The 25160-nt window shown below is 64.5% G+C and carries 23 protein-coding genes and 2 pseudogenes; 10 read left to right on the plus strand and 15 right to left on the minus strand.

The window, feature by feature from the left end; all coding sequences use genetic code 11:
* Nucleotides 1-472: 472 nt before the first annotated feature.
* A pseudogene (locus ABZ004_RS29640) lies at nucleotides 473-532 on the plus strand (hypothetical protein); the annotation flags it as partial.
* Nucleotides 533-540: 8 nt separating this feature from the next.
* Here the strand turns inward: ABZ004_RS29640 and ABZ004_RS29645 are convergent.
* Nucleotides 541-1533: pseudogene (locus tag ABZ004_RS29645) on the minus strand (recombinase family protein); the annotation flags it as partial.
* A 507-nt stretch (nucleotides 1534-2040) separates the two neighbouring features.
* On the opposite strand from ABZ004_RS29645, the gene ABZ004_RS29650 reads away from it, so the two are divergent.
* Nucleotides 2041-2196 (plus strand): hypothetical protein, encoded by a 156-nt coding sequence (locus ABZ004_RS29650; RefSeq protein WP_355684365.1) that lies wholly within the window; start codon nucleotides 2041-2043, stop codon nucleotides 2194-2196.
* Between the two features lie 60 nt (nucleotides 2197-2256).
* On the opposite strand, the gene ABZ004_RS29655 is transcribed toward ABZ004_RS29650, so the two are convergent.
* Nucleotides 2257-2601 (minus strand): hypothetical protein, encoded by a 345-nt coding sequence (locus ABZ004_RS29655; RefSeq protein WP_355684366.1) that lies wholly within the window; start codon nucleotides 2599-2601, stop codon nucleotides 2257-2259.
* 342 nt (nucleotides 2602-2943) lie between these two features.
* Here ABZ004_RS29655 and ABZ004_RS29660 point away from each other — a divergent pair, with 342 nt between their 5' ends.
* From ABZ004_RS29660 to ABZ004_RS29675, 4 genes are read left to right on the plus strand one after another with little or no spacing between them, the layout of a single operon-like run.
* Nucleotides 2944-4023 (plus strand): nucleotidyltransferase, encoded by a 1080-nt coding sequence (locus ABZ004_RS29660; RefSeq protein ID WP_355684367.1) that lies wholly within the window; start codon nucleotides 2944-2946, stop codon nucleotides 4021-4023.
* 7 nt (nucleotides 4024-4030) lie between these two features.
* On the plus strand, nucleotides 4031-5599 hold the full coding sequence (locus ABZ004_RS29665) for a ThiF family adenylyltransferase (RefSeq protein ID WP_355684368.1): 1569 nt from the start codon (nucleotides 4031-4033) through the stop codon (nucleotides 5597-5599).
* Nucleotides 5596-6129, plus strand: a complete 534-nt coding sequence (locus ABZ004_RS29670; protein WP_355684369.1) for a Mov34/MPN/PAD-1 family protein — start codon at nucleotides 5596-5598, stop codon at nucleotides 6127-6129. The genes ABZ004_RS29665 and ABZ004_RS29670 overlap by 4 nt, the downstream gene beginning before the upstream one ends.
* Nucleotides 6126-7568 (plus strand): SAVED domain-containing protein, encoded by a 1443-nt coding sequence (locus ABZ004_RS29675; RefSeq protein ID WP_355684370.1) that lies wholly within the window; start codon nucleotides 6126-6128, stop codon nucleotides 7566-7568. Before ABZ004_RS29670 ends, ABZ004_RS29675 begins: the two co-directional genes overlap by 4 nt.
* Before the next feature lie 434 nt (nucleotides 7569-8002).
* On the opposite strand, the gene ABZ004_RS29680 is transcribed toward ABZ004_RS29675, so the two are convergent.
* The 4 genes from ABZ004_RS29680 to ABZ004_RS29695 all read right to left on the minus strand — a co-directional run bounded on the left by ABZ004_RS29680 (nucleotide 8003) and on the right by ABZ004_RS29695 (nucleotide 12264).
* The gene (locus tag ABZ004_RS29680; RefSeq protein WP_355684371.1) at nucleotides 8003-9169 is read right to left on the minus strand and encodes a protein kinase family protein; all 1167 of its coding nucleotides are present in this window, start codon (nucleotides 9167-9169) and stop codon (nucleotides 8003-8005) included.
* A 127-nt stretch (nucleotides 9170-9296) separates the two neighbouring features.
* Complete coding sequence (locus ABZ004_RS29685; protein ID WP_355684372.1) at nucleotides 9297-9977, minus strand: NPCBM/NEW2 domain-containing protein; 681 nt, start codon at nucleotides 9975-9977, stop codon at nucleotides 9297-9299.
* A gap of 147 nt (nucleotides 9978-10124) precedes the next feature.
* On the minus strand, nucleotides 10125-10394 hold the full coding sequence (locus ABZ004_RS29690) for a hypothetical protein (protein ID WP_355684373.1): 270 nt from the start codon (nucleotides 10392-10394) through the stop codon (nucleotides 10125-10127).
* Between the two features lie 1528 nt (nucleotides 10395-11922).
* On the minus strand, nucleotides 11923-12264 hold the full coding sequence (locus tag ABZ004_RS29695; RefSeq protein WP_355684374.1) for a hypothetical protein: 342 nt from the start codon (nucleotides 12262-12264) through the stop codon (nucleotides 11923-11925).
* A gap of 116 nt (nucleotides 12265-12380) precedes the next feature.
* Between ABZ004_RS29695 and ABZ004_RS29700 the strand changes: the two genes are divergently transcribed.
* Nucleotides 12381-15815, plus strand: a complete 3435-nt coding sequence (locus tag ABZ004_RS29700) for an error-prone DNA polymerase (RefSeq protein WP_355684375.1) — start codon at nucleotides 12381-12383, stop codon at nucleotides 15813-15815.
* 121 nt (nucleotides 15816-15936) lie between these two features.
* Here the strand turns inward: ABZ004_RS29700 and ABZ004_RS29705 are convergent, their stop codons facing one another.
* The 5 genes from ABZ004_RS29705 to ABZ004_RS29725 form a co-directional block, all read right to left on the minus strand.
* Complete coding sequence (locus ABZ004_RS29705; protein ID WP_355684376.1) at nucleotides 15937-16845, minus strand: hypothetical protein; 909 nt, start codon at nucleotides 16843-16845, stop codon at nucleotides 15937-15939.
* A 140-nt stretch (nucleotides 16846-16985) separates the two neighbouring features.
* A complete protein-coding gene (locus ABZ004_RS29710) occupies nucleotides 16986-17954 on the minus strand; it encodes a hypothetical protein (protein WP_355684377.1) in 969 nt (322 codons plus the stop codon).
* A gap of 83 nt (nucleotides 17955-18037) precedes the next feature.
* Nucleotides 18038-18493 carry a DUF296 domain-containing protein gene (locus ABZ004_RS29715; protein ID WP_355684378.1) on the minus strand — a complete coding sequence of 152 codons (456 nt, stop codon included), beginning with the start codon at nucleotides 18491-18493 and terminating at the stop codon, nucleotides 18038-18040.
* A complete protein-coding gene (locus ABZ004_RS29720; protein WP_355684379.1) occupies nucleotides 18480-19919 on the minus strand; it encodes a helix-turn-helix transcriptional regulator in 1440 nt (479 codons plus the stop codon). The genes ABZ004_RS29715 and ABZ004_RS29720 overlap by 14 nt, the downstream gene beginning before the upstream one ends.
* Nucleotides 19912-20259 (minus strand): hypothetical protein, encoded by a 348-nt coding sequence (locus ABZ004_RS29725; RefSeq protein WP_355684380.1) that lies wholly within the window; start codon nucleotides 20257-20259, stop codon nucleotides 19912-19914. The genes ABZ004_RS29720 and ABZ004_RS29725 overlap by 8 nt, the downstream gene beginning before the upstream one ends.
* Before the next feature lie 127 nt (nucleotides 20260-20386).
* Between ABZ004_RS29725 and ABZ004_RS29730 the strand changes: the two genes are divergently transcribed.
* Entirely contained in the window at nucleotides 20387-21127 is a 741-nt protein-coding gene (locus ABZ004_RS29730) for a helix-turn-helix transcriptional regulator (protein ID WP_355684381.1), read from the plus strand.
* The gene (locus tag ABZ004_RS29735; RefSeq protein WP_355684382.1) at nucleotides 21127-21603 is read left to right on the plus strand and encodes an NUDIX domain-containing protein; all 477 of its coding nucleotides are present in this window, start codon (nucleotides 21127-21129) and stop codon (nucleotides 21601-21603) included. Before ABZ004_RS29730 ends, ABZ004_RS29735 begins: the two co-directional genes overlap by 1 nt.
* On the opposite strand, the gene ABZ004_RS29740 is transcribed toward ABZ004_RS29735, so the two are convergent.
* From ABZ004_RS29740 to ABZ004_RS29755, 4 genes are all read right to left on the minus strand, one after another.
* A complete protein-coding gene (locus ABZ004_RS29740) occupies nucleotides 21600-22142 on the minus strand; it encodes an HD domain-containing protein (RefSeq protein WP_355684383.1) in 543 nt (180 codons plus the stop codon). The genes ABZ004_RS29735 and ABZ004_RS29740 overlap by 4 nt on opposite strands.
* A gap of 77 nt (nucleotides 22143-22219) precedes the next feature.
* A complete protein-coding gene (locus tag ABZ004_RS29745) occupies nucleotides 22220-22939 on the minus strand; it encodes an XRE family transcriptional regulator (protein ID WP_355684384.1) in 720 nt (239 codons plus the stop codon).
* Between the two features lie 827 nt (nucleotides 22940-23766).
* Nucleotides 23767-24237: an SDR family oxidoreductase gene (locus ABZ004_RS29750; protein ID WP_355684433.1), complete on the minus strand. Its 471-nt coding sequence runs from the start codon at nucleotides 24235-24237 to the stop codon at nucleotides 23767-23769.
* A gap of 6 nt (nucleotides 24238-24243) precedes the next feature.
* Entirely contained in the window at nucleotides 24244-24510 is a 267-nt protein-coding gene (locus ABZ004_RS29755) for an SDR family NAD(P)-dependent oxidoreductase (RefSeq protein ID WP_355684385.1), read from the minus strand.
* A gap of 89 nt (nucleotides 24511-24599) precedes the next feature.
* Between ABZ004_RS29755 and ABZ004_RS29760 the strand changes: the two genes are divergently transcribed.
* Nucleotides 24600-25154, plus strand: a complete 555-nt coding sequence (locus tag ABZ004_RS29760; protein ID WP_355684434.1) for a low temperature requirement protein A — start codon at nucleotides 24600-24602, stop codon at nucleotides 25152-25154.
* Nucleotides 25155-25160 lie beyond the last annotated feature (6 nt).

Here is a 25160-nt window from a genome sequence, read left to right on the forward strand (position 1 = left end):
CTCGGAGCGGGTAAGCACCGCCTCGCGAGGAGATCGGCGTAGAGCCGCCTCAGCCGCATGCTTCTCCGCCGCCGCAGCGTTGTACTTCTCGCGCAGCTCAGCCGGATCCCACCCCGCGTCCAACGCCTTCTGCATCCGGGCCATAACGATTTGGGCAGCAGCGACCCTGTCACGCAACTGAGCCTGCCGCTCCTCGTGCCGATCTACGGTGTCGTCCGCCTCGAACAGAGTGTCGACCATCACCCGGCGATTCAGTGGACCGAACAGCTGACCGATCCACCGGTTGATTGCGGTCGTGACACGATCCTCACGAAGGTAGACCTGCAATGGGTGCGCCAAAGCGGTCGCCGTCTCCGGAAGCAGGGTCCGTGCGTTGCACCGGTAGTAGATCGTGTCCCCGCGCCTGGCCGCCCCCTCCATCTTTCGCTCACAGATCCCGCAACTGATCCTGCTCCCCAGCGCGTAAACCCGCTTGCTGGAGATCCGGCGTCGAGGGTGCGACGACCAGCTCGACTTTCCCCGCGCGCGTCGCTTTCGCTGCTCTAGCTGTACGGCAGTGAACATCTCCACGGACACGATCACCGGATGCGCAGGATCCCGAGACCGCACGATCTTCGCCTGCGGCGACCGCCGGAACTTCACCACATAGCCGGCCGCCACATCATCCGGGTCAAGGAGCTCTTCGACCTTCTGCCACCGCCCGTAGATCGCGTACCCCGTGTACCGCGGATTGGCGAGGATCGCCACCACAGTCGAGTGCTGCCAACCATCCATCCGCCGATGACTGTTCTGCCCAGGCGCATGCGCAGACGGACAGGGGACGCCTTCTCGGTTGAGCTGCTCGACAATCGCCTTCGTCCCCCACCCCGCCAGGTACACCTCAAAGATCCGCTGAACGATCGGCGCCGCCTCGTCATCGATCACCAGATGCCGCAGCCGCTGCCCCTCCTGCGCCTTCCGCGGATGCGGATGCGGCCCGCCGTCCACCACCAGATACCCGTAGGGCGGCCGCCCACCCTGATACCGACCATCAATCCGCACCTGCGCAGCCATCGCCGCCCGAACCCGCCGCTGAACATGCTGACGCTCAGACTTCGACAACCCACCAGTGATCGTCATCGCCATGTCGTGCACCGTGTTCTCCGAGTCGAACCGCCCTCCAAGACTCGGTATCCACAGCGACACCCCATACCGCTCGAACTTCGGCCAGGTCAGGCTGAACTGATTCCCGAACCAGCACCGAGTCGCCTCACCCACCACCAACCCGTCCCACCCACGCCCAGGATCCTTCAGCGCCTGCAACACCCGATTCGCTTCATCCCGCCGCTCCCACGGCAACGACCGAGACTGACCGATGTCGAAGAACTCCTCGACGATCTCCCCACCCAACGGCCCAACAAACCGAGCCGCCTCCCCCACCTGCCACGCCTTCGACGTCGCCGGATCCTGATTGTCCTCAGTCGAACACCGCCCATAAAACGCCAGCCGCCCCACACCCCCACCCGCAGCACCCTGAACCGCCAACGCCTCCATCCCCAACAGCTCATCCAGAGTCGCCCACGCCCCATCGCCGCTCAAGATGCCTCCTCATCACCGCCAGCGTCCTCCGCCGAACGCTCCATCTTCGCCAGTCGTACAACAATCCGACACAGAACACGCGCCGCCTGTGGATAAACCACCGGAGGCTCATCCGGAACCCGCACCTCCACAGGCAGATCATCGGCCGGCACTCTGGCTCGCCGCTCACGCGATCGTTCGGAGTCCATGCTTGGTCAACGTCCGGACATACAAGCTTTCGGCAACAGCCGCTCGCGTCATGGCCAACCAGCCGACGCCTCGAACTGCCCCTCCACACCAGTCATTTGCCGTCTCTGCTCATCAATGCTCGGACTTTGTTGAGACCTGCCAATCGGACAGATCGCCAGATACTTCAGATCTCAAACCCTCCGAGCGCCAAACGCAGGACCTGACAGGGAACACCCGACAAGCCATACCCAGCGGGTCCGACCAAACCCGATCACACGCCGCTGGATCAAGTACATGCCGACGAAGATGTTCCAGTACTACGCCGAAGACTCAACCCGCTTCACCGGCGACCGCGACCTCAACCTGGTCCGCGAACTCAACCCCCAACTCCAGACCTTCCGCGACTGGCTCTCTGAGCACAAAGACAAGGTCACAGCAGCCACCAACTGATCTACCTCAGCTCGCCCCGGCGGCTCGGCTCCATCAATCCGAGCTATCCGCCAGTAGTCCTCAATACTGCGCACCACCAGCCACCGTCCAGCGACGGCCGGTCCGAGCTTGACCTGGTGTCGAGTCGTCGTATGCCCAGCTCTCCGGCCTCTGGCCCCGGCCCTGCCCTGAGGCGCCGCTCCCGAGTTCGCCGGGGATCTGATCGTCGCGGTGCGTCACACCGCGACCGGCGCCGAATTTGCTGGCGCGGAGGCCGAAGCCCTCGCGCTGACCGAGCGCCTTCCACAGGCCGTCGCACTGACCACCGACATGGCGACCCGCGAGCGGGTTGCGCTTCGCCTGCCAGAATTTCCGCGACGACGCCCAGCGGCCAACCCGAATGCCTGGACCGAGACACGCAGCCATTCACCGTTAACCCCCGGGCCCGCACAGCGCTCGGGGGTGGAGACACGCCGCCCGAAATCCACAGAATGGCGATCCGGGCGGTTCGTCCTGAAAGGTGCGGCGGGACAGCGTCGTGTACTCGGGCTCTTCCCCGCGCCGGATGCGAAACGCGGTGCCTGGAGTGCCGAGCCGCAGCGCTGTGCTGCTGCGCCGCAGCAGTGCTACCAACCTGTTCGCGAAGGACGGCGGTGACACGCCGGAGCGCGCCACGGGTGTCGCGAGTCGAGAGCCAGGTCCAGATTGTCGGTGGTGCCGCGTACGGTCAGTGGCACCGAATCAGGTGAGTGTCAGAGGATGGAACCAGTGGAGACGCTAGACAACGAGTTCGACCAGGCAGTCCGCAACGTCACCATCAGTGGCGTCAAGCGTGACCGCGCCATCGCAGCACATTCCGAGGTCCGTGCGCTGCTCGAAGCCGACCCGGAACTGTGCTCATGGGGCATCGACTCCATCCTGATCGGCTCCTACGCCCGACAGACCGCCCGCTACCCGGGCAAGGACGTCGACGTCTTTCTCCGCTTCAAGAACCTCTCCGTCCGCCACAGCCCCGAGAAGGTTTACAACGCCGTCGAGCGCGTCCTCGTCGCGGAGTACGGCCTCAAGGACCGCGACATCGACGGCCGCATCACACGCCAGGCCAGATCTCTCAAGATCGACTTCCCGGATCCCGACGACGACCTGAGCGACAACTCCTTCTCCATCGACGCCGTCCCCGCCGTCCCGTGGGGCGAACACTGGGGAATCCCTAACCGCGACCGTGACCAGTGGAACAGCGAGGAGAAGCGCTGGATCAAGACCAACCCGGTCAAGTTCGCAGACGACACCGATGCACTCGCCATCGCGACCTGGAGCCCGACCGTGGGCACCAGCAACGCCTATCGGCCCGTCGTCCGACTCCTCCGCCAGGTCCGCCACGTCCACTTCGGCAAGGAGCGACCCGGCGGCCTGTTCACCGAGGTCGCCGCCTACTACGCCTGGAAGGACCAACTCGTCACCGGCACGACCTGGGCCGAACTGCTGACGTCCACCATGGAACAGGTCGCCAAGCGGTTCGAGAAGTGCGCCGAGGATGGCCTGCCCGACCCGGTACTCGGCACGCCGATGAAGCCCGACCTCGACGCCTGGCAGTGGAGCGCCGCCGCCGACGGGCTGAACCGACTCGCCGAGCAAGGCCGCCAAGCACTCGACTCCGAACGATGCCGTGCAGCGAAGATGTGGCGCGACATCCTCGGCAGCAACGATCGCGGTCAGGTCCTCCCGCTCCCAGACGGATGCGACGCCAACGGGTTCCCCGTTGGCGCAGTCACCGCTGCCGGCGCAGTCGGCAGCAACGACCCGCGCGGGTTCGCCAGTCTCCCCTGGCCCACCCGGCGCCGCATGTGAGCAACCCGTGGAGACCTACGACGACGCCGCGTTCGAACGGTTCTGCTCCGGCCTCGTCAACGCAGAGTTCTCCCCGGTGCGTGACACCGCTCAGGCCAAGTGGACCGGCCCGCTCCGCGAAAGTCTGCGGCCCCTCACCGACGCAACCCGCATGCAGCTCCAGTTCTATGAGGGCTGGCCGCTCCGCTATGCCCACGTAACAGTCCCCGGGCTGAAGACCGAGCACGCTGCTCAAGGCACGATCTGTCTGTGGGCTGACGACGACCCTGCCCAGATCGCGGGCCGCGACCTCCAGACGTTCTGGCAGCGCGTCGACGAATGGGCCCACACAGTTCAGCGCGGCTTCCGCCTCGAAGACCGCGCCCTCGACGCCTACGTCCTCTTCAACAAGACCACCTGGTACCAGGCCGAACTGCCCTTCGGCGACCTCATCCGAGCAGGCAGCAACGGCTACCGCGCACCTCTCGTCGCCACCACCCGAGGCGACCGAACCTTGATGATCGAGCGCGCTCCTGCAACCGGCCCAGACCCCGACGAGCCGGCTCCGCTCCGGGGAGCGTTCTACCTTCGACGACACATCGTCACTCCGCCCCGTGACCTCGCCGACTTCAGCGCCGCCCTCACCAACAAGCAGACCCAAGACCTCGACCAGGGCCTGGCCGCCAGGACAGACACAGCCCTCCCCGAGGCCAGCGGCGGCTACGACTTCGCCGTCCTCGCCTGGCCCCGCCACCACCGCGACCACGACGCGGTCGTGATCGTCTTCAAAGGCGCCGGAGACACGCTCGAAGCATCAGCCATCGCCGCCACCCCCAACGACACCGCCGCCCGACAACGACGTGCAGGACCAGACGCCACCGCCCTCACCGACAAGCGAATCCTCATCGCCGGAGCCGGATCTGTCGGAGGTTACGTCGCCCTCAGCCTCGCCACCAGCGGAGTCGGCCTCATCCGCCTCCACGACCGCGACTACCTCAAGACCGCCAACCTCGTCCGCCACGCCAGCGACCAGTTCGGCGTCGGCTACAACAAGGCTATTGCCATGGCCGTCACAATCAAGGAGCACGCCCCCTGGACTACCGTCGAGCCCAAGTCCGACAACCTGCCCTTCAACCCCTCGGGGCTCGCCTCAAGCATCGAAGGCTTCGACCTGATCGTCGACTGCACTGGAACGCTCCCGTTCACCGCCGCCCTCGCCGAAATCTGCCGACGCGCCAACACCCCACTCATCAGCGGAGCGCTCTTCCACCAGGGAGCGATTGCGCGCGTGCAACGCCAAGCCGACGGCGACACGCTCATCGCAGCACGCCCCAGCGACCCGACCTACAACAGCCTGCCACCAGAAGACCCGCGCGAACCAGACGCCGGATTCCTCGAACTTGGCTGCACCGCACCGGTCAACAACGCCCCACCGACCGCCGTCCTCGCGACCGCCGCCGACATCGCACACGCCGCCGTCGACTTCCTCACCGGCCGCCGCAACCGTGCCGACGAACGCATCCTGGTCTTCCAGCCCATGGCCGCCCCGTTCGACTCGACCGGGACCCACGACCACAACCCGGGCCGGAGCGAATGAACCGCAAGGCCGCCACCGCGATCCTTCTGCTCTCAGAATCCGCCCAAGCCTCGATGATCGCCGCAGCCGTCAAAGCAGACCCCAACGAGACAGGCGGCATCCTCATCGGAGTCCACACCAACGGCGGCCACCCCTGGGTCACTCGCGCCATCGAGATCGCCACCAACGACCGAGGCCATCATCACTACAAAATCCCGTCCGGTGCCACCCAGCCCAGCGTGTACGCCGCCCGACGAACAGACTCACGACTTGGGTACCTCGGCGACTGGCACAGCCACCCCGCCGACATCGGGCCCAGCCCAACTGACCTCGCAACTCTCGCCGTGTACTCGATCAAGCACCCCCTTACACCAAACCCCACACTCATCGTCGTCCGGAACACCCCAGACGGACGTGTTCTCGACGCCCGCCGAATCGTCACCGTGACACCCCGCTCCTGCGACCTCCACCTCACAGGCGATCTACCCGAAGAACCCCCAACCCCCGGCACCACACAAGGCGACCCAAGGGCCCCAGAGGAGTCAGAATGACCAGCAACCAGATGCCGAGCGCGAGCGGCGTCCGCATCGCCGGTGACGACTACCAGTGGCTACACGCCTGGCGATCCTGCCTGGAAGCCCTCCACGAGAACCTCAGCGGCAACACCGCCAACCCCATCGTGGCCGTCGGCGTCGAAGAACCCGGCGTCGGCAACGGCGACGACGTCGTCCTCCACCGCAGGCAACCCCCGAACACCTACACCCAGGTCAAGTACGCCGTCGACAACCGCACAGCAGTCAACCTCGACTACCTCACGACCAGCGGCATCCTCCGCAAGATGCACGAGACCTACGCCGGGCTGACCGCCGACGGGACACCCGCACAGCTGCGGCTCATCACCAACCGCAACGCCGACCCCAACGACATCCTCCTCACCGACCGCGACGGACGCGACGGACGACTCCTACCCAGAGCAGCACAAGGCGGACCCAAAACCGACCGAGGCAAAGCACGAGCAGCCTGGGCCGCAGAAGCCCAGACCGATGAGGACCATCTCCTCGACCTGCTCGCTCACCTCCACTTCGACATCGCCTACGACCTCGACCGGCTCCGCAGAGACCTCAGCCTCCTCATGACCGCCAACGGCCTCCGTTCGGACCCGACCGCCGTCGCGCTCGGCGCTAACTGGGTGTCCAAGCAGGTCATCGCGGGCCACCGTCGACTTACGCTCGACGACATCAAGAACGCCATCACCACCCTCGACCTCCAAGCCGGATCGCCATGGACGACGATTTCCGTCGCCACTATCACCCACGACTACCTCGCAGAGCAGGCAGCTGTGAGCATCGACTGGGTCGACCGCATGAGCGGCGCCACGGACTGGACACGGGTCGAGCCTGCGCCGCCTGCGACATGGAATGACCTCGCCACCGACATTCGGGCTACCCCCGGCCAACTCGGCACGAACAAGCGCATCCTCGTAACCGGCCACATGCGTCAAGCCACCGGATTCCTCGTCGGCACCGAACTACGCCGCGTCATGGGATACGAAGTCGGCGTCCGCCAAGGCGACCAACTCTGGACCGGCGAGGAACCGATCACGAGCAACGTCATCACCCACACCCAAGAAGACACCACCGCCGGATCCGGCACAGCGATCATCGTCAACGTCGCCGCCAATGCGGCAGCCGACACCATCGAATGGATCCGAGAGTCCGCCCTCCCAGTCTCGAAGATCCTTACCGTCACGCCCACGGCAGGCGTCGGGCCAAAGGCCGTCCCCAACGCCGCCGCCGCAAACAGCCTCGCCATCGCCATTCGCGACCTCGCTCGCCGCCACTCACGAAACGGCGACCTGCACCTGTTCCTGATCGGCCCCCTCGGCCTGGCGGTACTCCTCGGACACCACTGGAACAGGCTCGCCACCACGCACGTCTACGAACACCTCGGCGGCATCGACTACACGCACGCGTTCACCGTCGAGGCCTGACACTTGCCCCACGCAGTACGGCACCGGAGCTGAGCATCCGACAAACGAGATGCGAGCCTTCGAGCACTGACGTGGCGGCCGCCAAAGCAGGACGACGACAGTACGGCCACAACGACGCATCATGACGAAGAGCCTCGAGATCACCGGCGGCAGAGCACCTTCTGATCGAACCTGGCCGAGGACGTAGAGATGCCGATCTGTGCCCGCCAGTAGGTCCCACCCCTCAGGTCTCCAAGCACGGCTAGGGCGCAACGTGGGCGAGCGGTCGCAGCCGGCAGGGAGCCCTTCTCAGAAGCGCAAGCCGCGAAACGGGCCGTGACTCGTCGCTTCTCTACATGTCGCTTCGCCAGATATTCGGCGGGAGTTGTAACCGTTGGCGTCACGCTGTTCCGGGCTGGAGGGCCGAACACGGCATACTCCCGCCACTAGAGGCCTCATGCGATCGCCTGGATGGACGGAGCCTCCAGCGTCTCCACTTCTGCGATGAGTTCAGTAACTGCCTGGTAGCGCTGGTTCACGTCATTCACCGCGCACTTATGGATGATGCGCTCCACCTCACCGGTGGCTGGTGGAAGAGATTCCCTGCCCGTGAAGATGTAGGCCAGGATGTGGCCGATCGAGTACATCTCGTTAACAACCGCATAGTCCTTGAAGCTGCCGAGCAAGGGGTCCCGAATCGTGCCCTTCATCTCGGTCTGGGTCCGGGTGAACTCGCTCGTCTGGTCCTTCACCAGGCCGAAGTCCGACAGCTTGACCAGCACCGCCCCGGAACCGAAGACCTTCAGCAGGATGTTCTGCAGGCTGATGTCTCGGTGGAGCAACTTCTGGTGGTGAAGGTAGTTGATGCCATAGAGGAACTGGAGCGAGATGCGCTTCCGCGCGGCGAAGGAGATGGAGGCGTTCTTCTTGCGGATGTAATCCCGCAGCGTGCTGTCGCAATACTCCATGCGGTACTCGTTGAGCGTGTCGTCGTAGCGGTAGACCTCCACTACGTAGGGAAAGCTCAAGCTCTTCAGAACCTCGAACTCCTGCCTGAAGCGTGCGAGGTCTCGGTCGCCGAGGTTCTTCTTCGCTCGTTTCACGGCGAACTTGATGCCGTAGTCGGGATCGACGTAGGAGTACACGTGGGCAAAGGAGCCGCTGCCCACCATCTTCAGCTCCATGGGTACCTGATGTTTCTTCAGCTTCACGTCCGTGGCGAGAGTGAGTACCGGCTCGTAGGTGATGATTTCGATCGGCTCGAAGTCCTCCGGCACGGTACTTCCACCGCTTGGCGACAGCCACGGCCGACAGCGCTTCACAGCGTCCTGGTAGGAGTCGACCAATTGAACCTCCACGCCTGCTCGCCTCAGCGTGCGGAGGTCTGCGTCGAGATCCTTGATGAGCGAGAGGAGCTCCCTGCTGTCATCGGCCCAGTAGTGGTGAGTCGTCTCAGCTCTGCCGTTGATGGCAGAGAAGTGCTCGTTGAGTCGCTTGTGAAGGACGGCGAACATCTGACCCCACTCCGAATCGTCGTAGAGACGATCAAAGGTTCGCGAAGAGGGTTCGGCCTCGTACTTCTCCCGGAGATCGGCCAGCATGAGCGCCCCTGGGTTGGCCATCGCGTCCTCCCACCTCGCTGAACCGACATCATTCCATCGCACGCCGGCCGACTACTGGTCCCTGGGCTCGCGGTTGTCCAACCTTCCCCCCGGCTACTCCCGTCACTCCAACATCCGGTAATGCCAGTTACTGAGCCGGTGTTGTCGGTGGCGGGTCGCAGATGACCTCCGGTGTTCCAGCGACAGGGCCAAGTCCGCCTATCCCATCGGTGTCGTAGGTGCCGCCAACTGCCAGCCTTAGGACTCCCGCGACCTTGAGATCCACCGCCACTGGGCAGTCTCCGAACTTCATGCTGCGGGTCCAGATCTTCCGGCCGTCAGCTACGACCTTCAGATCTGCGGTCGCCCCCTTACTCGCGCCATCGTCGAAGCCGATCATCGTCCGAAAATGAGTGCACTGCCGGCCGAGGTTGTACTCGGCTTCCCCGCCGTCGTACATACTCCACTGGCTAAACATGACTGATTCGGGATATCGCTTGCCGCTCATCTTGGCGGTATCGATATCGTACTGGCCATCACCTAGGCGCAGGAGCTCGGCACTTGACCATCCCGGCGCTGGGGTTGATACCGGTGGCGGCACCGGGGCTGAAGTCGACGTCTCGGAGGTAGTCGAGGTATTTGTTGCGATCGGATCCGGCGGAGTGCCCGTCACCACCTGGGTGGGATTCGGCGCAGCCTTCGAGGCTGGCTTCGCGTCGTTATGCGCGACAAATATCGCGACAATGGCAATCAGAACTCCTGCGAGCGCTGCCCAGCCGGCCCAGTAGGCAACGCTTCTTCGATCCGGCCCTGAACTCGGATGTGTCATAGACCCCCCTTGGTCGATCTGCGAACGATAGTGCCAACAGATCAGCTATGTCGCCAACGGCCGCGTCAAGGATTCCCTCCACCGCGGGCGCCCGCCCCGGATGGCCGGGTACCCCGGCCTCGCCGGTAGCAGCTGGCGTCAGATTGGTTACCGCCAGAGTTTTACGACGCCGACCAGATCTGGACACTGATGGCGCTGCCGGGCGAACACCAGGCCCTTGCCCGGTCGGTGAACCTGATATGCCGGCCCGTCAGAAGGAGGCGTGGTGTCGGTGGCGAGCTCGTGCCAATGGGTGGCTACCCACAGACTGCCCGCGCCGATAGCAGCCGAGACGAGGCACCGCATCAAGCGCTTAACTGCCTTGCCGTCGAGCTTCCACTTCCCTGAGACCGCCACTCTGATGTTGACGCCGGACATCTGGCTCTCCCTGACCGTTGATTGGACTGGTGCAACCACCCTGTCCCTCTTTCTGAGCGGCGGAGGCCGGACCGGACACAATGCGGTAGCAACCTGACAAAGCCGGACTAGCAGCGCGTGCCCGATGCGGCGGACGACAGGAATCTCCGGAGAGCTGCGATACTGCGCAGAGGTGGGACGTGACGAGCTTCCCGGGAGCCTCAGTGGCGGTTGGTGTGCGTCTACTCAGTGAGGAACGCTTACCCATCGGTCCGCGCCGGGACTTGGTGCTGCTGGTTCGCCGCTTCTATGACCTAGCGGGTAGGCCGTCTGTGCGCGACATTAGCCGCCAGATGCAGAGGATTCGGGAGCAGCACGGTGGTGGCTGTCTGAGCCACGACGGAGTTCAGACTGCGTTGAGCGGCGCGCGGTTGCCAAGGCGGCAGAACCTCGACGCACTTGTGCATGCGCTCGTCTCCATGCAGTCGAGGGGTGAGCGGGTTGATCTCCGTGCGGCTATTGAGGAGATTGGCCTAGCCTGGCTAGTGATCGCCGACGATCCACCAGCGCTGCCGAGTACGGGGAGGGAAGCTCCGGAGAGGAGCAGGGCACCGGGCTGGGCGTCCGCGACAGCCGACCGCGCCCAAGAGTTGACCGCTGAATTGGAGGTCGACTATCTCCTAGCGGTGGATCTCGCCGTGGAGTTCCAAGCATGTCTGGCGGTCTTTGGGGGTAGTAATGACGTTCGTCCGGTCGACCTGAGCGGGCCGGCTAGTGCGCGAGTATGGCCTTGCCGAACTGATGATTTTACCTATGCGATTTGCTCTCGAGACCCCCTTGGGGGTGGGTTGGATGACGTCTTGGCACAGGTTCGCTCCCGGGGCGTCGTCATGGTCGGAATCGCAGCTGGCAGGCAAGACCTGGTCCAACTCGGTGATGTGTTGGTGGCCGACGCTGTCTACACGGATATGGCAGACGTGGACGGTAGGAGTGTCGTAAAAGCGTGGGAGCCGGCCGTGGCCCATATCCGGGGTGCCCTTACCCTTCAGCAGGTGGTACCGGACTGGCCTAGTCAGGTTCGCCAGGTGCTATGGCGCTGGGGGGTCGCTGACCGGACGGGTGGTGAGGCTCAGGTCCTGGACGAATGGGAGCCGACCGTCAAGATGGGCGCGCTTCTGGGAGATAGCAGGGTGGTTGATGGGCGGCTCGTTGCCAAGCGGAGACCTCAGCCGAGTCCTGGGTGCGTCGCCAGGCGATTCATTCTCTGCAGCCGCGTGCCACCATCACCATCGCCCCTGGGCCATTGTTCGGGGCGTCGCGGACTTCGGAGGACCTGATCGGAGCAACCAGTGGCGATATTCGTCGGCGTTCGCTGCTGCGAAGTACGTGAGAGACGCATTGCGCCTTGGTCTGCTGCAATTTGACCGCTGAGTTTGGTTCGGCCATGCGTTGGGCGGCGCAGATGCGTTCCAGGAGGTCTAATTCATAGAACTGCTGTCCGTTTCCTGGGTGCCATTCAGGCCGGATCACCGCTCGCGCTTCTCGGCCATTACTTGTTCTCGGCTGGCCTGAGGTCGGTGTGCGGGATCCAGGTGTATTCGCCGTCGTGGCGGCGGACTCGGCCGATCCATTCGCCGTTTTCGCGGACCCAGGCGTCGAGGTGGCCGGCGGGTTGGAAGACTTCGACCGGGACGGGTGGGTCGACGGTGCAGACGGTTGTCTTGTCGCGGTAGCCGTGGGCGTCGTACTGCAGCTCTAGGTCGGCGGCCTCCTGTGCTGCCTGGTCTTTGGTCAGGCCGGAGCCGCGCTGGCCGTTGGATGCGTTGTCCCAGATCAGCCAGTCGTGGTCGCCGCCGCCGTCGGGCAGCCGGGGGTTGAATCGTCCGACCATGACCCCACGACCATGACCCCAGAATGCCACACATTCGAAAGCATGTTCTACTGGCGGTGGGGTCGACGGATCGCGCCGCCTACGGGTGGTGCACGGGGTGCGTTGGAGGTGGCGCGGTGGGTTACCAGAATCCGCCGATCCGCTGGTCGGAGCTGGAGCGCAAGCTGTCAGACCGGTCCCGGCCGGCGTCGAACGGGAGCCGTCCGGTCACCGCGGACGGAGGTGACTCCCCGGCGTGGTCGCAGCACCGCGGCCCGTACGTGCCGCCGGTCGATGACAAGCCACATCGTCCTGCCGGTCCGGTGACGCCGTATGCGGAGTTGCACGCGCACTCGAACTTCAGCTTCCTCGACGGCGCCTCCTCCCCCGAACACCTCATCGAGCAATCCGTACGCCTCGGCCTGCACGCGATCGCGCTCACCGACCACGACGGCCTTTACGGCGCGGCCCGGTTCGCCGAGACCGCCGCCACCTACGACGTCACCACCGTGTTCGGCGCCGAACTGTCACTGGACCTGCCTGCGCCGCAGAACGGGGTCGCCGACCCCGAAGGTTCTCACCTGCTGGTGTTGGCGGAGCGGCAGGAGGGGTATCACCGGCTGTCCGGGGCGATCACCGAGGCCCATCTCGCGGGTGAGGAGAAGGGCCGCCCGGTGTACGACCTGGAAGACCTCGCCGCCCACGGCCGGGACCATTGGCTGATGCTGACCGGCTGCCGCAAGGGCCTCGTCCGCCAAGCCCTGACTGCCGGCGGGCGCGCGGAAGGGCCGGAGATGGCGGCGCGGGAGCTGGATCGGCTGGTGGCGTTGTTCGGGCGGGACCGGGTCGTGGTGGAGCTGATCGACCACGGCCTGCCGCTGTCGTCGACCGAGAACCGGATCCTCGCCGCCCTCGCGAATCACGCCGGATTGGCGACGGTTGCTACTGGCAACGTGCACTACGCGGCCACCCGCGACTTCAAACTCGCCTCGGCGATCGCCGCGGTCCGAGCGAGACGGAGCCTGGACGACATGGACGGCTGGCTACCCGCCGCCGCGACCGCGTTCCTGCACTCCGGCGCCGAGATGGCCACCCGCTTCCGCAACTTCCCCGGCGCAGTCGCCCGCTCGGTCGAGCTGGCAGACCAGTTGGCGTTCAACCTGCGCGCTGCGAAACCGAAGCTGCCGAAGATCGACGTACCGGCCGGCCACACGCAGATGTCGTGGCTGCGGCAGCTCGTGTTCGACGGCGCGCTGGAGCGGTATGGGACGAGGGAGCAGCGACCGGACGCCTACGCCCGGTTGGAGAAGGAGCTCGCGGTCATCGAGGAACGCGACTTCCCCGGGTATTTCTTGATCGTGTGGGACATGGTCCGCTACGCCCGCGACCACCGGATCCTGTGCCAAGGCCGCGGGTCGGCCGCGAACTCCGCGGTCGTGTTCTGCCTCGGCATCACCGCCGTCGACTCCATCCTGTACGGGTTGCCGTTCGAACGGTTCCTGGCCGCGACCCGCACCGAGGAACCCGACATCGACGTCGACTTCGACTCCGACCGGCGCGAAGAAGTCATCCAGTACGTCTACGACAAATACGGCCGCCGCAACGCCGCCCAGGTCGCCAACGTCATCACCTACCGCCCCAAAATGGCCGTCCGGGACATGGCCAAAGCCCTCGGCTACTCCACCGGACAGCAAGACGCCTGGTCCAAACAAGTCGACGGCTGGTCCGCCGAAGTCACCTCCACCGACCACGACATCCCACCCATGGTCATCACCCTCGCCACCGAACTCCTGAAGGCGCCGCGGCATCTGGGGATCCACTCCGGCGGCATGGTGCTGACCGAGCGGCCGGTCGGTGAGGTGGTGCCGATCGAGCACGCCCGCATGGACAAACGCACCGTCCTGCAATGGGACAAAGACGACTGCGCCTACATGGGCCTGGTCAAGTTCGACATGCTCGGCCTCGGCATGCTCGCCGCCCTCCAATACACCATCGACCTCGTCGAGGACCGGCTCGGCGAAGCCTGGGAACTCCACACCATCCCCAAAGAAGAACAAGGCGTCTACGACCAGCTCTGCCGGGCTGACTCGGTCGGGGTGTTCCAGGTCGAATCCCGCGCCCAAATGGCCACCCTCCCCCGGCTCCGACCCCGCCGCTTCTACGACCTCGCCTGCGAAATCGCCCTCATCCGCCCCGGGCCCATCCAAGGCGGCGCCGTGCACCCGTTCGTACGGCGGATGACCGGCCAGGAACCGATCACCTACCCGCACCCGCTCCTGATTCCGGTGCTGGAGCGCACCAAAGGGGTGCCGCTATTCCAGGAACAGCTGATGCAAATGGCGATGGCGATCGGCGGGATCGGCGGCGACGAAGCCGACCTACTCCGCCGCGCCATGGGCTCCAAACGCGGCATCGAAAGAATCTCCAGCCTCAAAACCAAGCTGTACGCCGGCATGGCCACCAACGGCATCACCGGCGACACCGCCGACGCCATCTACGCCCGCATCGAAGCCTTCGCGAACTTTGGGTTCGCCGAATCCCACTCCATCAGCTTCGCACTGCTCGTCTACGCCTCCACCTGGTTCCGGCTCCACTACCCCGCCGCCTTCCTCGCCGCCCTCCTCCGCGCCCAACCCATGGGCTTCTACTCGCCACAGTCGCTGGTCGCCGACGCCAGACGCCACGGCGTCGAAGTCCGCCGCCCGGACCTGCACAGGTCCGGCGCGGATGCCGAACTCGAGAACCTGGGCGACGGACAACCACCCGTCGTGACCGGGATGGCCGCCTGCCTGGCCGACCCGCAACCACCGATCGGCCCATTCGACCCCGACGCACCCGATACCTGCGCGGAGCATCGGCGCGACGGCGCCTTCGCGGTGCGGCTCGGATTGGCCGAGGTGAAGACCATCGGCGACGACGTCGCCCGCACCATCGTCGAGGAACGCGACCAGAACGGGCCTTACGCCAGCATGGCCGACCTGGTACGGCGTACCGGGATCACCGCGCCACAAGTCGAGGCCCTTGCTACGGCCGGAGTGTTCGACTGCTTCGGACTCAGCCGCCGCCAGGCACTGTGGGAAGCCGGCCGCGCTGCCGAGGAACGACTCGAACGGTTCGCCGGCGTCACCTCAGTCGGGCCACCGCCGACCCTGCCCGGCATGAGCGACGACGAAATCACCATCGCCGACCTCTGGGCCACCGGCATCACCACCGGCAAACACCCCATCCAGCACCTCCGCGAACAACTAACCGCCGACGGAATCCTGTCCGCGAAAGAACTCCGCACAGCGCCAGCCAACACCCGGGTCCGTGTCGCCGGCGTCGTCACCCACCGGCAACGCCCCGCCACTGCCTCCGGCATCACCTTCATGAACCTCGAAGACGAAACCGGCATGATCAACGTCATCATCTCCATCGGCTGCTGGAACCGACACCGCAAAACCGCCAGAGACTCAGGCGCCCTCATCATCCGCGGCCGACTCGAACGCGCCAACAACGTCACCAACCTCATCGCCGAACACCTCCAACGACTCCCCCTCACCGCACAAACCCGATCCAGAGACTTCCGGTAGCTGGGAACCACCTCGATGCCCCCGCGCGATGCGTCAAGTGCTGGACCATGCCGCGCGACACCGGTCCTGGCGGCACAGGCGCATCTGAGTACGCGGGTTCCTTGCATGTCGCCTCGCGCATTCACAGACTCAAGCCCGGCACCACCGCGGATGGGGAGATGCAGTGGATCCCCTCGTCGTTGACGATGTTCCGACGGCTGCGTAACGGTGTGGCCACGGACAGAATGCGCAGCAGATCCTCCCGGTCAGCTGCGGTGCGAGCCAAACCGGACATCACATTGCCAGGTGGTCTCTGATCTGTCAGCACATGGCCGAAGAAGCGTGAGAGGCTCGTTTGCAAACCTCTGCCGGGCCCAGGCCCTTCAGTTTCCGTCTGCGCCATGACGATTACGCGATCGCATCTGGCATAACGCGCCAGCGTTTGCGCCTGCACGATCGACAGGGGCGATCCCGCCGTCGGAACGCCGACGTACCGCCTGGTCGTTGACGAGCTGAGCTGTCCGATGGCCATCGCGTCGATCGGATGGTCCACGATGACTGGGGTGGCGCCTTGCCTGAGCAAATCGATCTGCTCCAGGATGCCTACCAGCACATCCGCAGGTCGATGTATCGGCGTCGCTGGAGTGGCCTGGTGCAGCTCACCGCTATTGCCCACTGCAACGAATCCGGTCGACGCCATGTGCGAGTTTCGGCAAACGAACATCAAGGAGCCGCGATAGCGATCGACGAGTGCACCGCTGCTTGTCCGCTTCGAGTGCCCGGCCTGGAGCAAGGTCCTGCGGTCGAAGCCCAGTTCGCGCAAGTAGTCGGTCAGCCGCGACCGGCTGTCGGGCGCATACGCGAGCCTCCAAGTCGCAGCCGGAGAGAGAGCGTTCCCGAATCCTCCCTCTCGCAGCAGGTTCACCGGCCAGCCGGCCTTGGTGCGCGACAACTCTCGATGGAAGAATTTGTTCGCCTCCACAGTCGCCGCATGTAACCGAAGCCGGTCTTCGGGCGACACCCTGGATCCGGCATCAACGACCTCACCCACGACAACCTCCGAGGAGCAATCAACCTGACGATCTCGAAGGTCGCGCGGACAACCTGAAGTCAGAACCCCGATCGGGAATCAAGGAGTTCACGCCATGGCATCGGCCGCCCGGGCGCTGCGCCAATCTTGTCGGCCGTCATTCAGGGCAGATCGACGGTGGGGTGTTCGCCGAGGTCCGGTGGATCTGGGTGAAGGGCTTGGGTGCGTGGGCGGCGGGACCGCCGGGATGGCAGGTAGTCAGTAAGCGGGCGGGTGACGAGCAGGTTGTCGTGCAGCCGTTGGTGGCCGTCCGCGGCCTGCCACAAGCTGGCCGCGGTGTGTCCGCGTGGCAGCTCTGCGGCCTGGACACGGCGGAAGGTCGCTGTCAGGTCGTTCAGGTACTCCGCCGCGGTCTCACGAGTCTTGCCGGGGTTCGTGATCAGAACAATGACAGTGTCCGTCACCGTATGCACGCCGAGCATCCTGGCCTGCTCGAGCGACAACATCGCGTCGCACAACGGGATTCCGGCCCATCGCCCACCTGCCAGCCTGCTGATTCGCTCGATCGCGAACGCATCCAACGGGTTGTCTACCAGTACGGGCGAGGCGCCGTCGGATAGCAGGTCCCGTTGTTCGGCGATCCCCACGAGGCTGCCCGACCGACGGTGGATCTGGGTGTCGGGCGACTTCGAGTAGTACGGCCCGGACTCGCCCTCACGAACGCCGGTGAAGCCGACAATGCCCAGCCGATGATTCCTTGCCGGAAGCATCAATTGGTGCCTGAAGCGGTCGATCAGCCGGTCATCTGCTAAGACGACTCCCAGACCGGCGTTCCTGATCGTCTGCAACTGGAACCCTTGGGACCTGAGGTGATCCACCAGCCGAGATCGCGAAGCTGGGGCATAGCCAACAGTCCACTTCGATTCTGATTCCAGTAGCTCAGCCGCGCCGCCTTTTCTTAGGAAGTCGCGACCCCAGCCAGTCTTGTCTCTGAGCAACTCGCGGCGATAGAACCGAGCAGCAGCATTATTCACCTCGAACAGACGCCGCTGCTCGGCCGGTGTCGCAACCGCTTTCGGATCAGGGCTCTGCGATCTCCACGTCTTCCTCCACCCTGCCAAGTGACCCATGACTTGACGGTCGCTGCGCGATCGTCAAGTCAGAACCCAGCTCTGCAGATCAAGGACTTGCCCGGTCTGCAGTGAAAGCCGCCCTAGAACGTCAGCAACGGAACGTCATACAAATCAGCATCGCGTCGCCGTGAGAACTGTGGACCCGCCACCTCTACGACGTACATCTCCGTCAAGAACTGGATCTTTGCTCCAAGCAAGTGACTGGTGTGAGCTGCTGCTGAGTGCGCCTTGAGGCCGACGGAGACATGAATGTGCGGAAGGACCGTGCCGGTCTCCTCGTCGTACGCCAGAGTGCCACCACCGACGGCCTCGACATTTTCGAGGTGGACCGCACTCCAGACTGGTGCGTTCGGATCTTCGAGCTTGTCGCAGGTGCCGACCAGTTGCACCTCGCGCATCCCCGCGATGAACATCGGGATGAAGCCCTGGCGTACGTCGTACCGGGCACAAAACTCGGCCAACGCGGTATAGAAGTCGTCACCGTGGTCGAAGTGGACCGCGAAGGTCCGGCCCATGGTCAGTTCAGCGGCGCGCAAAATCATCTCCTTCAAGGACGTCGATGTAGGCAACGTAGCGAATCGCGGTGTTCAGGCCGCGGGTGGACAGCAGACGACCCCGAGGATGTGCGATGTCGTCGACGCCTGCTGCAGCCAGTTCGGTGCATCTCTTCCTGAACCACGCCCACGGTACGTCGAGGTGGGCAGCCAGAGCCGCCAGCCGCTCCACCGGAGTCCTCTGCGCCGTCAGCGATTCGGCGAGCACCTCAGCGGCGAGCTTCCGATAGGTGGTCAGACGCGCCTGAGGAACGCTGGCTTCGACGCACCAGAGACCGGGGCTGCCCAACCAGTTGGCCATGATCGCCTTGTTGGCCAGAACGAAGCCCTCGACCTCGGCGTGCTCAGGTTCCGCACTGAGCTCGACCTGGATCCCGAAGGCTTCCATCAGCGACATCGCGAGCAGCAACATCACCCGTTCATACCGTGGCGATGCCACAACTTGGTCCTCCGGGATGCAGAAGCCCCGTCGCATGTTCGCGAATCTCCGTGAGGTACGCCGCAGATACTCGAACTTGTGCGACCACAGCAGCCAAGCGGCCGCCTCCTCACCTCGTTGCTCGCGCGTCCAGAAGAACGGCGCGCCCTCGAGCTGACCAAGATTCCGAACGATATAGCGCGAACAGAAGAGAGACCCTAACCACTGACTGGCCACCGGATTGAGGGTCGGCACCTCGTCGCGTGCGCCCTGAGACATCGGCCGTCCTGCCTGAAGCTCGACGTACTCCCGGCTCCGAACCAACTCGCGATCGTCGGCCAGCAGCGCCGAATCAGCGTTGGCCGTCGCCCAGATGATGCCAACAGTCAGATCATCAATGACGTTTGCCAACGGCACCACCTGCGGACCCATACGATGCCCGGCTCGGTCAAGGAATCGCCGGCCGTCGGCAACGTACTGCCTACGGTCCCCGTCCACCGCGATGACCAACGAACGCCGGTCGGGCCGATTGAGCACCGTGAGCAACTCATCCGTCGGATCCACTAGCAGGACCGACGAACCAACTCGGTCGGCCTCCGAGTAATGAGCCGATATCTCGGCACCCAGGAACGACCGACCAGCGGGCACCGTGAGACTTTCAGTCGCGCTCGAAGCGACCCGTCCCTCACCGAGCGCGGCCAAATCCACCGCTTCCGGTACCGAAGCCTTGTTACTTCTCTTCGGCTTCCGAAAACCGAGCTCCTCCGCGGTCTGCACCTGAAAGATCTGACAGAGCGCAGCTCGTACGTCGCCGTGTGGCCACCTGTACCAGCCTCGTTCGTAGTCGGAGATTGACTTCGAAGTGATCGCCGCTTCGTGACCGGTTGCGCGATAGACAACAGCCCGGACCCTGTCTGCCAGCTCCTCCTGCGACATCGCGCCCCGAGCCTGGCGAAGGAGTTGATTCGGCTGCCGGTCCCCCTCAGCCACGATTTCCTCCCACCGCCCGCTCGTAACGGTCCACCTGTACCTCGTCGCGCCGGTCGACTCCGATGTACGCCGACGCAAGCGGGTGTCCGCTGACCCGATCCAGGACGCGGATCCGCACGCTCGCCACAAAGGTCCGCGGCGCGCCACGACGCCGTCCCACCACGACGAGTCGACCACCAGGAAGCTGACCGGTACGTTCGTGGATCCAGCGCTCGGCAAGGCTCCGCACCGTCGCCACCGGCGGCCGGCTGAATGCTCCAGCGCCTGATGTGATCACCGACCACTCGCCATCGCTCCGTCGAGTTGCGATCTCGAACGCGTAGATCCGTCTGCCACGCATGACCCCTCCTTGGGCTCGTGCAGGCAGGATGCCCTGGATACACCGGACAGCGTCACGGCATGGTCCGACATCTCCGAGACATCTCAGGTGACTCCAAAATGTCCTGAAATGTCTTAGGTTAGACCTCGTGGCTAATGAACGACTGCGGGCAGCGATGGCTGAGCAAGGCCTCACTCATCATGCACTCGCAGAGGAGCTCGGCGTCAATGTGAAGACCATCGAACGCTGGGTCCTCACCGATTTGCTCCCGTTCCCTCGCAACCGGCACGCCGTGGCTGCGCGATTGGGTCGGGAGGAGTCGTACTTCTGGCCGAACGCGCTAACCCGCGACAGGGCGGCCGCAGTCTCCGAGAGCGAGATCGTCAAGGTCTACCCGCGCCGTTCTGACGTGCCCGGCGGCGACTGGCGCGACCTCCTCAACGCCGGCGATTCGGAAATCGGCATCCTGGTCTACGCAGGTCTCTTCCTGGCCGAAGACGCAGGGATCCAGCGGATCCTCCGGAAGAAGGCCAAGGCGGGAGCTCGCATCCGGATCCTTCTGGGTGATCCCTCCGATCCGACGGTGGCCAACCGCAGCCGCGAGGAAGGCATTGGGGATGCTTTGGCCGCCAAGATCCGCAACGCGATAGCGCTGTACGGCGACCTGTCGGCCTCCCCCGGCGTCGAGTTCCGGCGCCACCGAACAGTCCTCTACAACTCCATCTACCGTGCCGATGACCGGCTGTTCGTGAACACCCATATCTACGGCTTGCCTGCCGCCCAAGCCCCGGTTTGGTACCTCCGAAAGATCCCCGGCGGTGAGCTGGCGAGCCACTACCTCGAGAGTTTCGAACGAGTGTGGATCGACGCGAAGCCAATGGAGGATTGATGTCCCGACGAATCGACTACTACGACGACCCGAACGCTCCTGCAGCTAACAGCATGGTCCCATCGGTCAATGTCGTCATCGAGAACGAAGCTGGAGAGATTCTCCTGATCGAGCGCTCCGACAACGGCAACTGGGCCATCCCCGGCGGTGCGATCGATCTCGGCGAGTCCATGGCGCAGGCCGGTGTACGAGAGACCAAGGAAGAGACCGGCATCGACTGCGAGATTGTGGACGTCCTCGGCATCTACAGCGACCCGAAACACATCATCCTGTACACGAGCAACGGCGAGGCGCGCCAAGAGTTCTCGATCCTCCTCCGTGCCCGTACAACCGGCGGTCAGCTGACGCCGAGTAGTGAGAGCACTCAAGTTCACTGGGTCGGCCGTGAGCAGCTGACGGGGCTCCAGATGCACAGCTCCATGCGCCGCCGCATCGATCATTACCTTGCTCCCGGAAGGACCCTGTACTTCGACTAGTCCCCGAGCCGCCGTTCAATGTTCAGAGCAGCTCTTCTGAGCGCGGGCGCCGAGCGAATTACTGACCGATGCACGACGTGGCTGCTGCCGTACCGCATCAGAACCTCGCTCAACCGCTCCTCGACTCCGACACGACAACCATCAGGGTCGGTCGTGACATCGCAGTAGGTCAGAGCGTCCAGCAATTCCCCCTCAGGCAGAGCAAATTCATCGCCAAGCTCTGGGATGTGCCGTTCGTCGGCCTCAATGATCGCTCCGGTGTGATGCGCGACCAACCGGCACACCATGTCGTCGGCAGCAAGGACGTCCCGCAAATAGCGGGCGCCATCGAGCGGATGGAACCCAGTAGATCTCAGCATCGGCGAGTATCCGATGTCGTGAAGCCAGGCAGCCACCTCTACGATCTGCGTCTGCTCTCCCAGAACGCCGCGCAGTTCAAGGGCTCGATTACCAACCCCCTGCGTATGCGCCCAACGGCGCGGCAACTGCTTGCGAAGGAGCCGTTCCGCGATGCCCTTCGCTTCCTCGACAACGATCATCATCCGACAGTACGACGTACAGGCTGGACATCGGCACCGCACCCACAGAAGTCTCCAGACGGGCAAATGTCTGAGCCCTAGACGCGGTCGCTTGCCGACCAAACGGCCGTGAAGCTCTCGAGGAATGCGTCGAAGAGCTCGCCGGGATCTGCTCGACGGTAGTGATAGACAGGTGACTCCGCCGACGGCACACCGTAGGCGTGCTGATTGATCAAAACCTGGTCATCGGCGCGGTAGATCGACTGGTACAACACCTCACCATGCAGTCGCACCTCTATGCCGTCGAGCTTCAGCAGCGGCTGCAAGTTACGCACGGAGTCAGCAACCAATGTTCTGAGGTCTTCTCCGAGCTCTTCCTCGGCAGGCCGCTCCTCAGAGTTGGACGGACTGCCGAGCGTGATCCTCACCCGAACACCCTGGGCCATCCGGTCGCGCAACCTCTGGATCACCTCTGGATCTGCTAGCAGGAAATGCGCGCTGTAGGCAACTATGTCGATATGCGCTTTCGCTCCGCCAAGTAGAGCTAACCAGTCGCCCCGCTTGAGGGCACGCCGGTGAGCGTAGGCGCCCGCGAGATCTGCCGGCCGACTGCGATGTCCTGACGCCGTTTCGAGCTCCGGCCAGAGCACCTCGGCGGTGACGTCCAGCAACCTAGTCAGTGAAGCCCTGCTGCCGGGGTGAGGCAGCTGGCCCTGGAGCCAATTGCGGACAGTCTTTGGATCGATGGACAGCTCCGCCGACAAGTCCACCTCGGTGAGGCCCGCGTCGTACATCGCGCGCCGAAGCACATCGTTCACCCGCACCCCTACCCATGGGTAGATGTCTGTAAATGTCTGGTCGGACGATAGCACGAAATGTCCGTAAATGTCCGTGGATAGGGTTCTGCTGTCCGCTGCGTCGCCGCCAGTCTTGAGGCACGCTCGGCATTGCCGTCGAGTGATCCGCAAACCGACGAAGGAGTGCCCAGGGTGGGCAAGAAGGCTAGGTCTGAGCAGCGGCGCGTGCGAGCTTGGTTCAACCCAGCAGTTGCTGAAGGCAACCGCAAGGGAACAGGGGCGCTAGCGTGATCCCCCAACTGTGGGGCCTCGTGATCGTTACGGTCGTCCTCGCCGCAGCCATGATCGGTGACGTCGTCCACGACCTTGGCAAGGGGCGAGAGTAGTGCGCCGCGGCGAGCTCTATTGCTACCGCGATCCGTCCGGTGCCAGCGGGACGGGGGTCGTCGCCCTCATCGTGGAGTTCCCGCCGAACCGCGACGGGCAGCAGTGCGTTGTGGCCAGTTGGCTCGGGGAGCATCCGCGCATCACAGTGTGGCCTGGTATCTACGACCTGCTCGCAGTCGATGGCCATCTTGGAGCGTCGGAGATTCGTTGGCTCGACCCGGATCCTTTTGACTCTGACGAATCAGACCTTCGCGACGCCTGCTCGCAGCCGACCTAGACCGGCGCGGCTGACGTGCTGAGTTCCGCCTCCGCGTCAGTCACGCCCTCCAACTCCGCCGCACGCCTCACCGTGCCGTGGAGCAGTGGGGAACCAGGCTCCTGTCACCGTCTCCCCTGTCGGTGGCAGGAGCCGCCTCGCTCCCCGCTTCCTCCAGCAGCGTCGGGGCTACCGCCGGAACGACTCAACGGCTGCTTTGTGCGCCGCCATTCACCTGGATCACTTGGGCCGTGATGTGGCCGGCATCCTCGGACGCCAACCACCGCAGAGTCTGCGACACGTCGCGCGGTACGTCGATGCGGCCGGTCGCAGTCTCCGCGGTGTGTGCCCGCAGCCGGGCGTCGTTCATCGGCTCACCGAAGAACGGCGTGTCGTTGATTAGTCCCGGAGCCACGGCGTTGACGGTGATTCCCTCCGGTCCGAGCTCCCGCGCCAGCGCAACGACGTACGGGTGAAGTGCGGCCTTAGCAGCGCCGTACGACACTCTCCCTGCCCCCTGTACGCCGAGATCGAGCTGATGAACAGCACACGGCCTCCGGGAAATGTCAGCCGGTCTTTCAGGGCTTCGGTGAGCAGTACCCCAGTCAGGGCGTTGAGGCTGAAGCTGAGGGACCAGTAATGCGCGATGGCGTCCAACGGATCGGAGTGTTCGAATAGTGGTTCAAGTACCTCTGCCACCGGCGCTGTGTATGAGTACATCTACAACCTTATGCCGCTCCGAGATGAAGTCGGCCGCCCGACGAACAGCCTTCGGATCGCGGAGGTCTGCCGGGAAGTAGGTGGCAACCGGGATGCCATCGGCTGCCTCGGCTGGCACACCTTCGCGTCTTCCAAGGAGGACAACCTGGTCGCCGTCCGCAGCGAATTCCTCCGCGGTAGCCAAGCCAATACCTGTTCCTCCACCACTGATCACCACAGTGCGGGTCATGCGCCAAATCCTACGAGCAGTCAATCTGGGCCTGGGCGGCGTCCGCTGTCGTCGGCTCGGCAGCGGTTCGTGGAGTTGCGGGCTCGTGGCTGGAGCGGTTCGGGCTGTTCGCGATCATCGCGCTCGGCGAGGGTGTCGCGCAGATCGTGGTCGGTATGGCGCACGACCACGTTACGGCCGAGGTCGTCGTGGACGGCGTCGCCGCGTTCGTGCTGCTGGCGGTCGTGTGGTGGTTGTACTTCGACTTCGGATCCGCGGCGGCGGAGGTGGCGCTGCGGGCACGGCCTGAGCAGGCGTACCGGATCGCCTTACAGGGCTTCGTTCTGGGGCATTTCCTGAGCGTCGCCGGCGTCATGACCGTCGCCGCGGGCCTGGGTCAGTTGATCGCCGGCCCAGATCACGTCCTCGGCCTGCGCCTGGTCTGCGCGGGCCTCGCGCTCTACCTGACAAACAACGCCTTCCTCGGCGGCCGGCTGCTCCGCGTCCCACTCCGCAGGATCGCGACCTGGTACCTGCCCACGATCGCGACCCTGCTCACCCTCGCCCTGCTCACCCACCACGTACCACCAGCCGCAGCCGTCCTGGCCATCGCGGCAGTCATGACCGCGACGTCGTTCCTCGGCCTCCGCACCAACCGAACGTGAAGTTGC

It is taken from the genome of Kribbella sp. NPDC006257 (assembly GCF_040613535.1).
Classification (GTDB): Bacteria; Actinomycetota; Actinomycetes; order Propionibacteriales; family Kribbellaceae; genus Kribbella.